Consider the following 16,797-nt stretch of genomic DNA (forward strand, 5'->3'; position numbering starts at 1 on the left):
GCCGGCAGCTCGCCGCGGCCGCGACCGGCCCGGACGACTACGCCCAGGTCTACCGCCAGCTGATCAAGCAGGCCAGCAAGCCCGTGGTGCTGCACTGGGTTCGCGAGATGATGGACCCGGGCCTGGCCGGCTACTGGGGCAGTGCCGACCCCGACACGGCGCTGGAGAACTTCCTCGTCGTGGTGGCCGAGAACAAGGACAAGATCGACGGCGTGAAGGTGCTGCCGCAGGCGCTCGACCGCGAGATCGACATGCGACGCCGGCTGCCCGAGGGTGTCAAGTGCTACACCGGCGACGACATGAGCTACCCCACGCTGATCGCCGGCGACGGCACCCACCACAGCCACGCGCTGCTGGGCATTCTCGACCCGCTGGCGCCGCTGGCCGCCGCGGCCGTGCGCAAGCTGGACGACGGCGACACCGCCGCCTTCACCGAGCTGCTCGGCCCGACCGTGCAGATGTCCTTCCACCTCTTCGAGGGCACCGGCATGGACATCCGCTTCTACAAGACGGGCTTCACCTTCCTGGCCTGGCTCTCCGGCCACCAGGACCACTTCAGGATGATCTGGAGCGAGCAGAACGACCGCTCGCCGGCCCACCTGGCCAAGGCCTACCAGCTGGCCGACGCCTTCGACCTGTTCCCGGACCCGGACCTGGCCGAGCAGCGGATGCGCCAGTACCTGGCCGACGCGGGGGTCACGGCATGAGCAACTCGCACGCCGTTGTTCTCGGCGGTGGCATGGCCGGCATGCTGGCCGCCGCCGCGCTGGTCGGGCACGCCGACGCGATCACCGTCGTCGAGGGCGACACGTTCCCCGAGACCCCATTGCCCCGCAAGGGACTTCCGCAGGGCTACCACTCGCACATGTTCATGGGCGGCGGCGCGCAGGCCATGGATCAGCTGCTGCCCGGCACCAGCAAGCTGCTGCAGGCGGCCGGCGCGCACCGCCGCGAGCTGCCCGGCGGCTCGCTCACGCTGTCGTCGGTCGGCTGGCACCGCCGTGGCCCGAGCCCGGCCTACTCCATCGTGTGCAGCCGCGAGCTGATGGACCACATCGTCCGCCAGCAGACGTTGCGCAACACCCAGATCAGCGTGCTGGAGGGCACCCAGGTCAAGGGTCTGGTCGGTGACGCCTCTCGGATCACCGGCGTGCGAATCCAGCGCGGCGACGCCCCGTCCGAGACCATCGACGCCGACTTCGTCGTGGACGCAACGGGTCGCCGCTCGCAGTCGCCGAAGTTCCTTGTTTCGCTTGGCCTTCCGGCCGTCGACGAGGAGACCGTCGACTCGGGTCTGTCGTACTCCACGCTGCTGTTCCGGGCCCCGGCCGGCGGCTCGGAGATCCCGGTGATCCTGATCCAGCCGCAGGCCGGCACCGGCCAGCCGGGCGCCGGGGCGACGCTGTTCCCCATCGAGAACGGCCTGTGGATCTGCACCATGACCGGCACCCGCGGCGGTGAGCCGCCGGCCGACGAGGAGGGCTTCTTCAAGTTCGCCGAGTCGCAGCGGCACCCGATCATCGCCGAGATGATCTCCGGCATGAGCCCGCTCGGCGAGGTCAAGCCGTACCGCGGCACGGCCAACCGCCGCCGCTTCTACGACAAGTTGCCGGTGCCGGAAGGCTTTGTCGTCATCGGCGACGCCGCTACGGCGCTGAACCCGGTGTACGCGCACGGCATGTCCGTCGCGGCGCTCGGTGCCGTGGCCCTGCGCGGCGCGCTGGAGGCCAACGGCGGCATCAAGCCGGGCACCTCCCGCAACGCGCAGACCGCCATCGCCCAGGCCGCCGACTTCGCGTGGTCCACGGCGAGCGGCCAGGACCGCGGATTCCCCGGCACCAAGGCGAATCGTGACGTCAAGGTCAGCAAGGGACAGGCCAAGTTCGCCGACCGCATGTCCCGCACGGCCTTGAGCGACCCGGTCGTCGGCAACGCGGTGTACGAGGTCTACACGCTGGCCGCGCCGCCGTCGCGCGGAGCAACGCTGCCGGTGCTGCTGTCCACCCTGCGTGGACCGCGCAAGCCGGACCTCACCGCCGAGCAGGCGATCGCGCAGTTCCCGGAACTGGCGGACCTCCGCCGCACCAGGATTAGCAGTTGACCTAGTGAAACCGCACCCGATGCCGGCGACAATTGGCACCGGGTGCGGTTTCCTCTTGTGGGACAAGGGGCGGTTACCGCTGATGTTCTCCGATCGAACAGATGAGGTGGCGTGAGGTGTCCAACGAGGAGAAGCTTCTCGACTACCTCAAGCGGGCGACGTCCGATCTGCGGGATACCCGCAAGCGCCTGGCCGACGCGCAACGGCGCGAGCAGGAGCCGATCGCGATCATCAGCATGGGGTGCCGCTACCCCGGCGGTGTGGGGTCGCCCGAGGACCTGTGGCAGTTGGTCCTCGACGGGGTGGACACCGTGCGACCCCTGCCCACGGACCGGTTCTGGGACCTGGACGGGATCTACGACCCGACCCCCGGCGCCACCGGCAAGATCTACTCCAACGAGGGCTCCTTCCTCGACGACGCGGCCGGGTTCGACGCGGAGCTGTTCCGCATCAGCCCGCGCGAGGCGGCGGAGATGGACCCGCAGCAGCGGCTGCTGCTGGAGACCGCGTGGGAGACGCTGGAGCGGGCCGGCATCGATCCCTTGTCCCTGAAGGGAAGTCGCACCGGCGTGTTCGCCGGCGTGATGTACCACGACTACGGCGCCGGCACGAGCGACGGCAGCCTGGTCTCGGGCCGTGTGGCCTATACGCTGGGTCTTGAGGGCCCGGCCATCACCGTGGACACCGCCTGCTCGTCCTCGTTGGTGGCACTGCACACCGCGATCCGGGCGCTGCGGGCCGGCGACTGCCCGCTGGCCCTGGCCGGCGGCGTGACCGTGATGGCCACGCCGGAGACGTTCGTGGAGTTCTCGCGCCAGCGCGGACTTTCGCCCACCGGTCGCTGCCGCGCGTTCGCCGACGGCTCCGACGGTGTGGGCTGGGGCGAGGGCTCCGGCATGCTCCTGCTGGCGCGGCTGTCCGACGCCCAGCGGCTCGGCTACCCGATTCTGGCTGTCGTGCGGGGAAGCGCGGTCAACCAGGACGGCGCGTCGAACGGCATCAGCGCACCCAACGGGCCGTCGCAGCGGCGGGTCATCCGCCAGGCGCTGGCCTCCGCCGGCCTCGGAACGTCCGATGTGGACGTCGTCGAGGCGCACGGCACCGGCACGACCCTGGGCGATCCCATCGAGGCCCAGGCGTTGCTGGCCACCTATGGCCAGGATCGCTCCGAGCCGCTGTGGCTGGGGTCGATCAAGTCCAACATGGGGCACACGCAGGCGGCCGCCGGCGTCGCCGGGATCATCAAGATGGTCATGGCGATCCGGCATGGTGTGCTGCCGAAGACTCTGCACGTGGACTCGCCGAGTTCGCACGTCGACTGGACTGCGGGCTCGGTTGAGCTGTTGACGGAGTCCCGGGCGTGGCCCGCGGTGGAGCGCCCGCGCCGTGCGGGCGTCTCCTCCTTCGGTATCAGCGGCACCAACGCGCACGTGATCATCGAGCAGGCGCCTTCGGTCGAGGCCGTCGAGCGTTCGGTGGTCGCGCGTCCGGTGCCGTGGCTGATTTCCGGCAAGACCCCGGACGCCTTGTCGGAGCAGGTTTCTCGACTGTCTGCTGTGGAGGGTGTCGAGCCGCTGGACGTCGCGTACACCTTGGCCACCGGCCGGGCCGCGATGGAGCAGCGGGCCGTGGTCGTCGGCTCGTCGCTGGACGAGCTGGTGGCGGGGCTTTCCGGCGTGGCCGGGGTGACGGCCGGCGCCGGAAAGACCGCGTTCCTGTTCACCGGGCAGGGCGCTCAGCAGTTGGGTATGGGCCGTGAGCTGTACGAGCGGTTCCCGGTGTTCGCGGAGGCGTGGGACGCGGCGGGTGGTTCGGCCGCTGCCTGGGGTTCCGACCAGGACGTGTTGAACCAGACCGGAAATGCCCAGCCCGCGCTGTTCGCGTTCGAGGTGGCGCTGTACCGGTTGCTGGAGTCGTGGGGTGTGCGGCCGGACTTCGTGGCCGGCCATTCCGTGGGTGAGATCGCGGCGGCGCATATCGCCGGGGTGCTGTCGCTGGAGGATGCCCGCGCGCTGGTGTCCGCGCGGGGGCGGTTGATGCAGGCGTTGCCGGCCGGCGGCGCGATGGTCGCGTTGCAGGCGGCCGAGGACGAGGTTGTGCTGCGGCCGGGCGTGAACATCGCCGCGGTCAACGGCCCGCAGTCAGTGGTGATCTCCGGCCTCGAAGAGGCCGTGCTGGAGGTCAAGGCGGAGTTCGAGGCGTTGGGGCGCAAGACGTCCCGGTTGAAGGTGTCGCACGCGTTCCACTCGGCGCTGATGGATCCGATGCTGGACGAGTTCCGTGCGGTGGTTGATGGATTGTCTTTTGCCGAGCCGACGCTGGCCGTGGTTGCCACGTCGGCCGGCGGTGGTGCGTGGTCTTCGGCGGAGTACTGGGTGGGGCATGTCCGCGAGGCGGTGCGGTTCGCGGACGCGGTGGTGGAGCTTTCGACGCAGGGCGTGACGCGGTTCGTGGAGGTCGGCCCGGATGCGGTGCTGACGGGGATGGCCGCCAACTCGGTCGAGGATGCGGCTTTTGTTGCCACGCAACGACGTGGACGTGGTCAGGAGCGAGAGCTGGTCGCCGGCGTCGCGCAGGCGTGGGCTCTGGGTGTGTCGGTGGACTGGGAGGCGTTCTTCGCCGGTCGTGACGCGCGGCGCGCCGACCTGCCGACGTATGCCTTCCAGCACCAGCGTTTCTGGATCAACTCGGTCTGGACGCAGGGTTCGGACCTGGGCTCGGCCGGCCTGGCGGCGGCCGAGCACCCGTTGCTGGGCGCGGTGGTCGCCGCGCCCGAGGGCGACGGTGTGGTGCTGACCGGCTGGCTGTCCACGCAGACCCAGGCGTGGCTGGCCGATCACGACGTGCTGGGCACGGTGTTGTTGCCCGGCACGGCTTTTGTGGAGCTGGCCATCCAGGCCGGCGACCACGTCGGCTGTGACGTGGTGGAGGAGCTGACCCTGGAGGCGCCGCTGGTGCTGCCCGAGCGGGGCGGCGTGGCGATCCAGGTGGTGGTGGGCGCGGCCGGTGACGACGGCGCGCGCCCGGTGAGCGTGTACTCGCGGCTCGACGACTCGGAGTTGCCGTGGACGCGGCATGCGCTGGGTGTGTTGGCCGTAGGTGCGCAGGTCCCGGTTGTGGAGCTGGCCGAGTGGCCGCCGGCCGGCGCGAGTCGCGTCGACATCGACGGTGCGTACGACCAGCTTCTCCGCCGCGGTTACGCCTACGGGCCCGTGTTCCAGGGCCTGAAGGCGGTGTGGCGGCGCGGCGAGGAGATGTTCGCCGAGGTGGCGCTGCCGGAAGGCGCGGGGGCGGAGCGGTTCGGGCTGCACCCGGCGCTGCTCGACTCGGCCATGCACGGCGAGCTGTTGGGCGACGGCGAGACACACCTGCCGTTCGCGTGGAGCGGGGTCACGCTGCACGCCTCCGGGGCGTCGGCGTTGCGGGTTCGGATGGCTCCGGCGGGCAACGACCAGCATTCCCTCACCGTCGCCGACCTGACCGGCCAGCCTGTGCTGACGGTGGCGTCGCTGGCCTCCCGGCCGGTGACTCCGGCGCAGCTGTCCTCCGCGGAACCGCTGTTCCAGCTTGCTTGGCAGCCGGCAACCACGGGATCCCTTGTGGATTCCGATCTGGTCGTCGAGCACGTCGCTTCGGCTGAGGGCGACGTGCTCGGCGGCGTCCGTTCGGTCGCTTCCGTTGTCCTGGAGCGGATCCGGGCGGCGTTGTCCGAGGACACCCGGATCGCTTTTGTCACTCGCGGCGCGGTTTCGGTCAGCGGCGAGGACGTCGACCTGACCGTGGCCCCGGTGTGGGGGTCTCGTGCGGGCCGCCCAGGCGGAGAACCCTGGTCGTTTTGTCTTGGTGGACACCGACTCCGACGACTTGTCCCCGGCCCTGGCGCTCGGTGAGCCCGAGGTCGCGGTGCGCGGCGGTGCAGTGTTCGTTCCCCGGCTGGCCCGCGTGACCACCGGCACCGCCGGCCATGGGGCAGCCGACGGCACGGTCCTGGTCACCGGTGGAACCGGCGGCCTCGGTGCGCTGTTCGCTCGGCACCTGGTGACGGAGCGAGGCTTCCGCAGCCTGGTGCTGACGAGCCGGCGCGGCATCGAGGCCCTTGGCGCCGCTGAGCTGGTGTCCGAACTGGAGGGTCACGGCGCCACCGTGACCGTCGCCGCGTGCGACGTGTCCGATCGGGACGCCCTGGCCTTCCTGCTGGAGGGCATCACCGACCTGAAGGGCGTGGTGCACGCGGCCGGCATCGCGGAGAACGGCCTCGTCGAGGCCGTCACCGCCGAGGAGTTGGACGCGGTGCTGCGGCCGAAGGCCGATGCGGCCTGGCACCTGCACGAGCTGACCCGTGGCCTCGACCTGTTCGTGCTGATCTCGTCGGCCGGCGGGCTTCTGCTCGCGGCCGGGCAGGCCAGCTACGCCGCCGCCAACGTGTTCTTGGATGCTTTGGCCCAGCACCGCCGTTCGCGCGGCCTGCCGGCCACGTCGCTCGCTTATGGACTGTGGGCCGTCGACGCCGGTCTCGGCGCGGAACTCGGCGACGTCGACCTGGAGCGCATGCGCAAGTCCGGCCTGCCCGGGCTGTCCGCTGCCGAGGGCCTTCAGCTCTTCGATGCCGCACTTGACTCCGGCGAGACCAACCTCGTGCCGGTGAAGCTGGATCTCGGCACGCTCCGTACCCGCGAGGTGCCGCATGTGCTGCGTGGCCTGGTTCGCGTGCCGCAGCGGCAGGCGGCCCGCGCCGGCTCGGTCACCGGAAACTCTTTGGCCGACCGGCTTTCCGGGCTCGGCGAGGAGGAACGCGACGCCCTGCTGCTGGAGCTGGTGCGTCGTCACGTCGCCGCCGTGCTCGGTCACTCGTCGACCGACGCGATCGAGCCCGACCGGGCTTTCCAGGAGCTGGGCTTCGATTCCCTTGCCTCCGTTGAGCTTCGCAACCTGCTCGGCGCCGAGACCGGGCTGCGGCTGCCGGCGACGCTCGTGTTCGACTACCCGACTTCCCGCGCGGTCGCCGGGTACCTGCGCGAGAAGGTCGGCGGTGCAGGCACTTCCGTCGCCGCAGTCCGTACGGTGGCGGCGCTCGACGACGACCCGATCGTCATCGTCGGCATGGCCTGCCACTACCCGGGCGGCGTGAACTCGCCCGAGGACCTGTGGCGGCTGGTCGCTGACGGCTCCGGTACCGTCGGCCCGTTCCCGACCAACCGCGGCTGGGATCTGGCCAACCTGTACGACCCGGAACCGGGCAAGCCCAACAAGTCCTACACGCGCGACGGCGGTTTCCTCTACGACGCCGCCGAGTTCGACGCCGACTTCTTCGGCATCAGCCCGCGTGAGGCCGTGCTGATGGATCCCCAGCAGCGCCTGCTGCTGGAGACCGCGTGGGAGACCTTCGAGCGGGCCGGCATCGACCCCCGAGCGTTGAAGGGCTCTTCCACCGGCGTGTTCGCCGGCATGATGTACCACGACTACGCCCTGAACAGCGCTTCCGGCTCCATCGCCTCCGGTCGCGTCTCCTACAGCTTCGGCTTCGAGGGGCCGTCCGTCACCATCGACACGGCCTGCTCGTCCTCGTTGGTCGCCTTGCACCTAGCCATCCAGGCTCTTCGTTCCGGCGAGTGCTCTCTGGCCCTGGCCGGCGGTGTCGCCGTCATGGCCACACCCGAGGCCCTCGTCGACTTCTCCGAGCAGCGCGGCCTTTCCGTGGACGGCCGCTGCAAGTCCTTTGCCGGCGCGGCGGATGGCACCGGCTGGTCCGAGGGCGTCGGCCTGATCCTGGTCGAGCGCAAGTCCGACGCCGAGCGCCTCGGGCACCCCATCGTCGCCGTCGTTCGCGGCACCGCCATCAACCAGGACGGTGCCTCCAACGGCCTCACCGCCCCCAATGGTCCCGCCCAGCAACGGGTCATCCGTCAGGCCCTGGCCAACGCCGGTCTCGACACGTCCGATGTGGACTCCGTCGAGGCCCACGGCACCGGCACCAAGCTCGGTGACCCCATCGAGGCCCAGGCCCTGCTCGCCACCTACGGCCAGGACCGCTCCGAGCCCCTCTGGCTCGGTTCCATCAAGTCCAACCTCGGCCACACCCAGGCCGCCGCCGGTGTTGCCGGCATCATCAAGATGGTCATGGCCATGCGGCACGGCGTGCTGCCGCAGACCCTGCACGTCGACGAGCCCACCCCCCACGTCGACTGGTCCGCCGGCAACGTCAAGCTCCTCACTGAGCCCCGCCCTTGGCCGTCTGTGGACCGCCCGCGCCGCGCCGGCATCTCTTCCTTCGGCCTCAGCGGCACCAACGCCCACGTCATCATCGAGCAGGCGGTGTCGGACGAGCCGGCCCCGGCCGTCTCCCCACGCATCCTGCCCTTCCTGGTGTCCGGCAAGACCCCCGCCGCCCTGACCGCCCAGATTGCCCAGATCTCGGCGGTGTCCGGCCCCGCCCAGGACATCGCTTTCACCCTTGCCACCGACCGCGTCGCCTTCGACCATCGCGCCTTCGCCCTGGCCACCGACACCTTCACGAGCGCAACGGTCGCTCCAGGCAAGACGGCCTTCCTGTTCACCGGCCAGGGTTCGCAGCGGATCGGCATGGGCCGGGAGCTGTATGAGCGGTTCCCGGTGTTCGCTGCGGCGTGGGATGAGGTGGTCGGGAAGCTGGACGGGCAGCTTCAGGCCGTGATCTGGGGCGCTGACCAGGACCTTCTCAACCAGACCGGGTTCGCCCAGCCCGCCCTTTTTGCCTTCGAAGTTGCACTGCACCGTTTAGTTCAGTCCTGGGGCATCAAGCCGGACTTCGTGGCCGGTCACTCGGTCGGTGAGATCGCGGCCGCGCACATCGCCGGTGTCCTCTCCCTCGACGATGCGGCCAAGCTGGTCAGCGCCCGTGGCCGCCTCATGCAGGCCCTGCCGGCCGGCGGCGCGATGGTGGCGATCCAGGCCACCGAGGACGAGATCACCCTGCGCGAGGGCATGGGCATCGCGGCGATCAACGGCCCGCAGTCGGTGGTGATCTCGGGTGTTGAAGAGGCCGTGCTGGCCATTCAGGCGGAGTTCGAGGCGCGCGGCCGGAAGACCACCCGGCTCAAGGTGTCGCACGCGTTCCACTCGCCGTTGATGGAGTCGATGCTTGATGAGTTCCGGGCCGTTGTCGCTGGTCTGGAGTTCGCTGTGCCGAAGGTGCCGGTGGTGGTCACCTCGGCCGGCGGTGGCGACTGGGCGCAGCCGGAGTACTGGGTCAACCACGTGCGTGAGGCCGTGCGGTTCGCGGACGCCATCACGACGCTGCACGAGCAGGGCGTGACCAAGTTCGTGGAGGTCGGCCCGGACGGTGTGCTGGCCGGGATGGGGGCCACCTGCGTGGAGAACGCGAAAGGCGGCCTGGACGATGGCGTGTTTGTCGCCACTCAGCGGCGGGAGCGGCCGCAGGAACGTGAACTGGTCAGTGCAGTGGCGCAGGCCTGGGCCAACGGGGTCACGGTCGACTGGACGAAGTTCTTCGACGGCACCGGGGCCCGCCGCACGGACCTCCCGACCTACGCCTTCCAGCGCCAGACGTTCTGGCTGACCTCGAACCGGGACGGCGGGGACGTCACCTCGGTGGGGCAGACCGCGGTGGAACACCCGCTGCTCGGCGCGGCGGTGGCCTCGGCGGAGACGGACGGAGTGGTGCTGACCGGCCGCCTGTCGGTGGAAACCCAGCCCTGGCTGGCCGATCACGACGTTCTCGGCGCGCTTCTGTTGCCGGGCACGGCCTTTGTCGAACTGGCGCTGCAGGCCGGCCACCACGTCAGCTGCGATGTGGTGCAAGAGCTGACGCTGGAAGCCCCCCTGATCCTGCCGGAGCGCGGCGGCGTGGCGGTGCAGGTGGTGGTCGACGGGGCTCGTAACGTCAGCATCTACTCCCGCGTCGACGACCTGACCTGGACACGGCACGCCACCGGAGTGGTCGGCACCGGCGGCGACACCGCCGAGGACCTGGCCGAATGGCCGCCGCCGGGCGAGGAAGTCGACCTCGACGGCGCGTACGAGAACCTGGCCGACCAGGGATACGTGTACGGGCCGATGTTCCGCGGCCTCAAGGCGGCCTGGCGCGACGGCGACGACACGTACGCCGAAGTCGCACTGCCCGAGGGCGCCGACGCCGAGCGCTACGGCCTGCACCCGGCGCTGCTCGATTCCGCCCTGCACGCCCAGCTCGTCACCGGCGAGGAAGGCGGCGAGACGCAGCTGCCGTTCGCCTGGAACGGCGTCACCCTGCACCGCACCGGCGCTGCCGAGCTGCGCGTCCGGATCCGCAAGACCGGCGACGACTCGGCGTCCGTGCTGGTCACGGACCTGCTCGGGGACCCGATCCTGTTCGTGGAATCCCTGGTCTCCCGGGCGGTCTCGGTCGAGCAGCTCAGTGTCGACCGCCAGCACGACTCGCTCTTCCACGTCGTGTGGACGCCGATGCCCGCCGTCGGCAACGAAGAAGCGGTCCACGAGGACGTGCCGGCCGGCAAGAACGCCCTCGCGCATGTCCTCGGACGCGTGCAGGAGTGGCTGGCCGACGAGTCCAATGCGGACAACCGGCTGGTCTTCGTCACCCGCAATGCCGTCGACACCAACGACATCGACCTCGACGTGGCCCCGGTGTGGGGCCTGGTCCGGTCGGCGATCGCCGAGAACCCGGGCCGCTTCGGTCTGATCGACACCGATGGCGACGACGTGGACGCCGCCATCGCGCTCGGCGAACCGGAAGTCTCGGTCCGGGGCGGGGAACTGCGGGTGCCGCGCCTGGCCCGGGTCACCGAAGTCAACGGCAACACCGACTTCGGCGACACTGTGCTGATCACGGGCGGCCTCAGCGGTCTCGGCGCGCTGTTCGCCAAGCACCTTGCGTCCCAAGGCGTCCCGAACCTCGTGCTGACCAGCCGCCGCGGCGCGGACGCCCCCGGTGCCGCCGAGTTGGTCCAGGAACTGGAAATCCTCGGCGCTCAGGTCATGGTCGCTGCCTGCGATGTGGCCGACCGCGACGCGGTTGCCCAGCTGCTCAAGGGAATTCCGCAGCTCACCGGTGTGGTGCACGCGGCCGGCGTCCTGGACGACGGCGTGGTGTCCGCGCTGGACGCCAAGCGGATCGAGCGCGTGTGGGCCCCGAAGGCAGAAGCCGCGCGGCACCTGCACGAACTCACCAGCGACCTCAAGGCCTTCGTGCTGTTCTCCTCGGTCGCCGGCACCTTCGGCGGAACCGCGCAGGCGAATTACGCTGCTGCCAACGTTTTCCTGGACGCGCTGGCCCAGCATCGGCGGGCCAACGGACAGCCGGCGGTGTCGCTGGCCTGGGGGCCGTGGGCGCAGGTGGGCGGCATGGCCGACCTGCTGACGGCCGCCGACCTCCAGCGCCTGGAGCGGGCCGGCATGCCGGTGTTGCTGCCGGAGGAGGGCCTTGCCCTGTTCGACAGCGCTCTCAAGGCCGATCTCGCCACGGTGGTGCCGTTCCGGCTCGACCTGAGCACGCTGCGCGCGCAGGCCGCGGTGCAGCCGCCGATCCTGCACGGCCTCGTCCGCGTCCCGTCGAAGCGGACCGCCGGCGGCGGCTCGTCGTTGGAGCGCCGACTGGCCGGCCTCGACGCCGGCGAGCGCGAGCGGCTACTGGTTGCCTTGGTGCGTAAGCACGTCGCCGAGGTTCTCGGCCACGCGACGGTCGACGCGATCGACCCGGACCGGGCATTCAACGAGCTGGGCTTCGACTCGCTGTCCGCGGTCGAGCTCCGCAACCAGCTCGGCGGCGAGACCGGCCTGCGCCTGCCGGCCACCCTGGTGTTCGACTACCCGACGACCCGTGCGGTCGCCGGCTACCTGGTGAACAGCTTCGCCGGCGCGGCCAAGACCGTGAAGACCCGGGCCAGGTCCACTTCGGACGAACCGATCGCCATCGTCGGCATGGCCTGCCGCTACCCCGGCGGCGTCACCTCGCCGGACGACCTGTGGCAGCTGGTGTTCAACGGCGTCGACGCGGTCACCGACTTCCCGGCCGACCGTTGCTGGGACACCGAGCGGATCTACGACCCGAGCGGCGAGCGCCCCGGCAGCACCTACACCAAGCGCGGCGCCTTCCTCCACGACGCGGCCCTGTTCGACCCGGGCTTCTTCGGCATCAGCCCGAACGAGGCGCTGGAGATGGACCCGCAGCAGCGGCTGCTGCTGGAGACGGCGTGGGAGACGTTCGAGAGCGCCGGCATCGACCCGGGACCGTTGCGCGGCAGCGACACCGGCGTTTTCGCCGGCATGATGTACCACGACTACAAGGTCAACAACAACACGGGATCCATTGCCTCGGGCCGGGTTTCCTACACCTTCGGTTTCGAGGGGCCGGCCGTCACCATCGACACGGCGTGCTCGTCCTCGCTGGTCGCGCTGCACTGGGCGATCCAGGCGCTGCGGTCGGGGGAGTGCTCGCTGGCATTGGCCGGCGGTGTCGCGGTGATGGCGACGCCGGAGACGTTCGTCGAGTTCAGCAAGCAGCGCGGGCTTTCTCCGGACGGCCGCTGCAAGTCCTTCGCCGGGGCCACCGACGGCACGGGTTGGGGTGAGGGCGTCGGCCTGATCCTGGTCGAGCGGCTGTCCGACGCCCGCCGCAACGGCCACAACGTTCTTGCTGTGGTCAAGGGTTCGGCCGTCAATCAGGACGGCGCGTCCAACGGCTTGACCGCGCCCAACGGCCCCGCGCAGCAGCGCGTGATCCAGCAGGCCCTGGCCAACGCCGGCCTGTCGGCGGCCGACGTCGACACCGTCGAGGCACACGGCACCGGCACCACCCTAGGCGATCCCATTGAGGCGCAAGCACTTCTGGCCACCTACGGCCAGGACCGGTCCGAGCCGCTGTGGTTGGGGTCGATCAAGTCCAACATGGGCCACACCCAGTCGGCCGCGGGTGTTGCCGGCATCATCAAGATGATCATGGCTATGCGGCACGGGGTGCTGCCACGGACGCTGCACGTCGACGTGCCGACCCCGCACGTGGACTGGACCGCCGGCAACATCGAGCTCCTCACTGAGGCCCGCCCGTGGCCGTCGGTCGACCGCCCTCGCCGGGCCGGCATCTCTTCGTTCGGCATCAGCGGCACCAACGCCCACGTCATCATCGAGCAGGCCGAGCCGGAGATCGCCGAGCGGACCGTCGAGTCGCGCCCGGTCCCGGTGCTCGTCTCCGCCAAGACCGCCGATGGCCTGACGTCTCAGCTCGCGCGTCTGTCCGATGTGGACGGCGATGTGCTGGACGTCGCCTACTCGCTGGCTACGCTGCGGGCCCCGCTGGAGCACCGCGCCGCTTTCGTCGCCGACGACCGCGAGGGCTTGGCCCGCGGGCTGGCTTCGGCCAACCGCGTCGTCGCCGGCAAGGGCCTGACGGCGTTCCTGTTCACCGGTCAGGGTTCGCAGCGGATCGGCATGGGGCAGGAGCTGTACGAGCGGTTCCCGGTGTTCGCGGAGGCTTGGGATGCGGCGGTAGATCCCCAGGTTGCCGCCATCATCTGGGGCGAGGACCAGGATGCCCTCAATCAGACCGGCAACGCTCAGCCCGCGCTGTTCGCCTTCGAAGTTGCACTGTACCGTTTAGTTCAGTCTTGGGGCGTGCGGCCCGACTTCGTGGCCGGTCACTCCGTGGGTGAGATCGCGGCGGCCCATGTGGCCGGGGTCCTCTCGCTGCCCGACGCCCGGAAACTGGTCGCGGCCCGTGGTCGTCTGATGCAGGCGCTGCCGACCGGCGGTGCCATGGTCGCCATCCAGGCCACCGAAGACGAGATCACCCTGCGCGAAGGCATGGGTATCGCGGCCATCAACGGCCCGCAGTCCGTGGTCATCTCCGGCGACGAAGAGGCCGTGCTGGCCATCCAAGCCGAGTTCGAGGCCATGGGCCGCAAGACCACACGCCTGAAGGTGTCGCACGCGTTCCACTCGCCGTTGATGGAGCCGATGCTGGAGGAGTTCCGGGCGATCGTCGAAGGCCTGACCTTCGCCGAGCCGAAGATCCCGGCGGTGATCACCTCGGCCGGCGGCGGCACGTGGGCGGAGCCGGAGTACTGGGTCAACCACGTCCGCGAAGCGGTTCGGTTCGCCGATGCCATCACGGAACTTAACGTCCAAGGCGTTACGAAGTTCGTCGAGATCGGACCGGACGGCGTGCTGGCCGGCATGGGGGCCACCTGTGTGGAGGACGCGGTGTTCCTCGCCACCCAGCGCCGGGAGAAGCCACAAGAGCGGGAGTTGGTGGCGAGCCTGGCCCAGGCCTGGGCCAACGGCGTGACCGTCGACTGGACGAAGTTCTTCGCCGGCCGCGAGGCCCGCCGCGTCGAGCTGCCGACCTACGCCTTCCAGCACCAGCACTTCTGGGTCAACTCGGTCATCGCCGACGGCGCGGACGTCAACTCGGCCGGCCTGGACGCCATCGACCACCCGCTGCTCGGCGCGGCCGTCCCGGCCGCCGAAGGCGACGGCGTGGTGCTGACCGGCCGCATCTCGACGGAAACCCAGCCCTGGCTGGCCGACCACGACGTGCTCGGCAGCATCCTGTTCCCCGGCGCCGGCTTCGTCGAACTGGCCCTCCAGGCAGCAGCCCGGGTCGACGCCGACCTGATCGAGGAGCTCACCCTCGAAGCCCCGCTTGTGCTGCCCGAGACCGGCGACGTGACGATCCAGGTCGTCGCCACGAGCAACAAAGTCAGCATCTACTCCCGCGGCGAAGACGGGTGGATCCGCCACGCCACGGCTGTCCTGGCCACCGGCGCCCCGGCCGGCGAGACCTTCGACCTGCCCACCGGCGGCACGCCGATCGACATCGACCTGCTGCCCCTCGGCTTCGGCTACGGGCCAACCCTCCAAGGCATCCAAGCGGTCAAGGTCGGCGACGAGATCTACGCCGAAGTCACGGTGCCCGAGGTCGACGAGCGCTTTGCGCTGCACCCGGCGCTGCTCGAAACGGCGCTCCAGCCGACGATCACCGACACCGTGATCCCGTCCACCTATCGCGGAATCGCCCTGCACCGCACGGGAACCGGCACGATTCGGGCTCGCATCGCCGGCGGGACGATCACCCTGGCCGACGACAACGGCCCGGTGGCGACCATCGCCGCGGTCGAAACCCGCCCGATCACCGCCGACCAGCTCGCCGCGACCGGTGACGACCTGTACCGCGTCGACTGGGTCGCCGCCCCGAACGGCCGCCCCACCGACGAGACGTGGTCGGACGAGCTGCCGCTGGCCGACTGGGCCGAGTGGCTGCCGACCCTCGACGCCGCGGACGTCGTGCACGTCCAGTGCCCGCCCGACGGCTCGCCGACCGAGGCCAAGGCCGCCGCCCGACAACTCCTCGGCCTGATCCGGGAATTCGACGGAAAGCTGGTCCTCACCGGCCACAACGGCGCGCTGTGGGGCCTGGTCCGCTCGGCCCAGGAGGAGAACCCCGGCCGGTTCGCACTGCTCGACACCGACGGCAGCGTTGACGCCAAGAAGGCCGTCGACACCGGCGAACCCGAGCTGCGCGTCCGCGACGGCAAGATCCTCATCCCGAGGCTGACCGCCGCCCGACCGGGCGCCGAACGCCCGATCGGCAAGACCGTGCTGATCACCGGCGGCAAGCACGGCATCGGCAAGGCCATCGCCGACCACCTCGCCGCCAAGGGCGTGAAGGTCCTGCACAAGCCGGGCAAACAGAAGATCGACACGGTCATCCACGCCGAGTCGCTGACCGACAACGCGTTGTTGGCCGACATGACCGACGATCAGCTCGACCGCGTCCTCGACCAGACGATCGACGGCGCCTGGAACCACCGCGATGCCAACCTGATCCTCGTCTCCTCGGCGACGAGCCTGCTGCTCGGCACCGGCCAGGCCAACTTCGCCGCCGCCACCGGCTACCTCAACTTGTTGGCCGCGCACCACAACGGCGTGGCCATCGCCTTCGGCGCGCTGGACAACGGCGACGAGGCCTATGCGGAACGCATGCGCCGCATGGGAACCCCGGTGCTCACCGCCGACGAGATCGGGCCCCTGTTCGACCGGGCCCTGACCGTCGACGACACGCTGGTCGTGCCGCTGAAGCTGGACAAGGCGGCGCTGCGGGCCCGGCCCGAGGGCCTGCCGACGCTGCTGCGCGGCCTGGTCCGGATCCCGGCCCGGCAGTCGCAGCAAAGTGACACTTCGTTGCGTGAACGGCTGGCCGAGCTGCCCGAGGCCGACCGCGAGCGGCTGCTGCTCGACCTGGTCGGCAAGCATGTGGCGGCGGTGCTCGGCCACGACTCGTCCACCTCGATCGAGCCGGACCGGGCGTTCAAGGAGCTGGGCTTCGACTCGCTGACCGCCGTCGAGCTGCGCAAGCAACTCGGCCTTGCCACCGGCCTCCAGCTGCCGGCCACGCTCGTCTTCGACTACCCGACCTCCCAGGACGTCGCCGACCACCTGCGGGAGCTGCTGCAGCCCGGCGAGTTCGACCCGGCCCAGCAGCTGATCGCCGAGATCGGCCGGTTGGAGGCCACGCTGTCGGCCACCGAGGTGAACGGGTCCCGACCCAAGGTCACCGCCCGGCTGGAGGCCCTGCTGCGCAAATGGCGCGACAACGAGGAAATCGCCAATGCCTCGGAGGGGAGTCTGGACGAGGCCACCGACGACGAGCTGTTCGCGGCCCTGGACAACGAACTCGGCATTTCCTGACCACGGAGATTGGCTGA

At 70.3% G+C, this 16,797-nt stretch carries 4 protein-coding genes; all 4 read left to right on the forward strand.

Annotation, left to right across the window (positions count from 1 at the left end; translation table 11 throughout):
- The coding region (locus KUTG_RS39945; RefSeq protein WP_043724418.1) for a DUF993 family protein at positions 1 to 707 on the forward strand (707 nt) is incomplete at its 5' end.
- Entirely contained in the window at positions 704 to 2,101 is a 1,398-nt protein-coding gene (locus KUTG_RS39950; RefSeq protein ID WP_063753629.1) for an NAD(P)/FAD-dependent oxidoreductase, read from the forward strand. The genes KUTG_RS39945 and KUTG_RS39950, both read left to right, overlap by 4 nt.
- A gap of 101 nt (positions 2,102 to 2,202) precedes the next feature.
- Entirely contained in the window at positions 2,203 to 5,991 is a 3,789-nt protein-coding gene (locus tag KUTG_RS64420; RefSeq protein ID WP_084580339.1) for a type I polyketide synthase, read from the forward strand.
- A complete protein-coding gene (locus KUTG_RS64435) occupies positions 5,945 to 16,780 on the forward strand; it encodes a type I polyketide synthase (RefSeq protein WP_052395951.1) in 10,836 nt (3,611 codons plus the stop codon). Before KUTG_RS64420 ends, KUTG_RS64435 begins: the two co-directional genes overlap by 47 nt.
- Positions 16,781 to 16,797: the final 17 nt, after the last annotated feature.

The organism is Kutzneria sp. 744 (genome assembly GCF_000568255.1).
Classification (GTDB): Bacteria; Actinomycetota; Actinomycetes; order Mycobacteriales; family Pseudonocardiaceae; genus Kutzneria.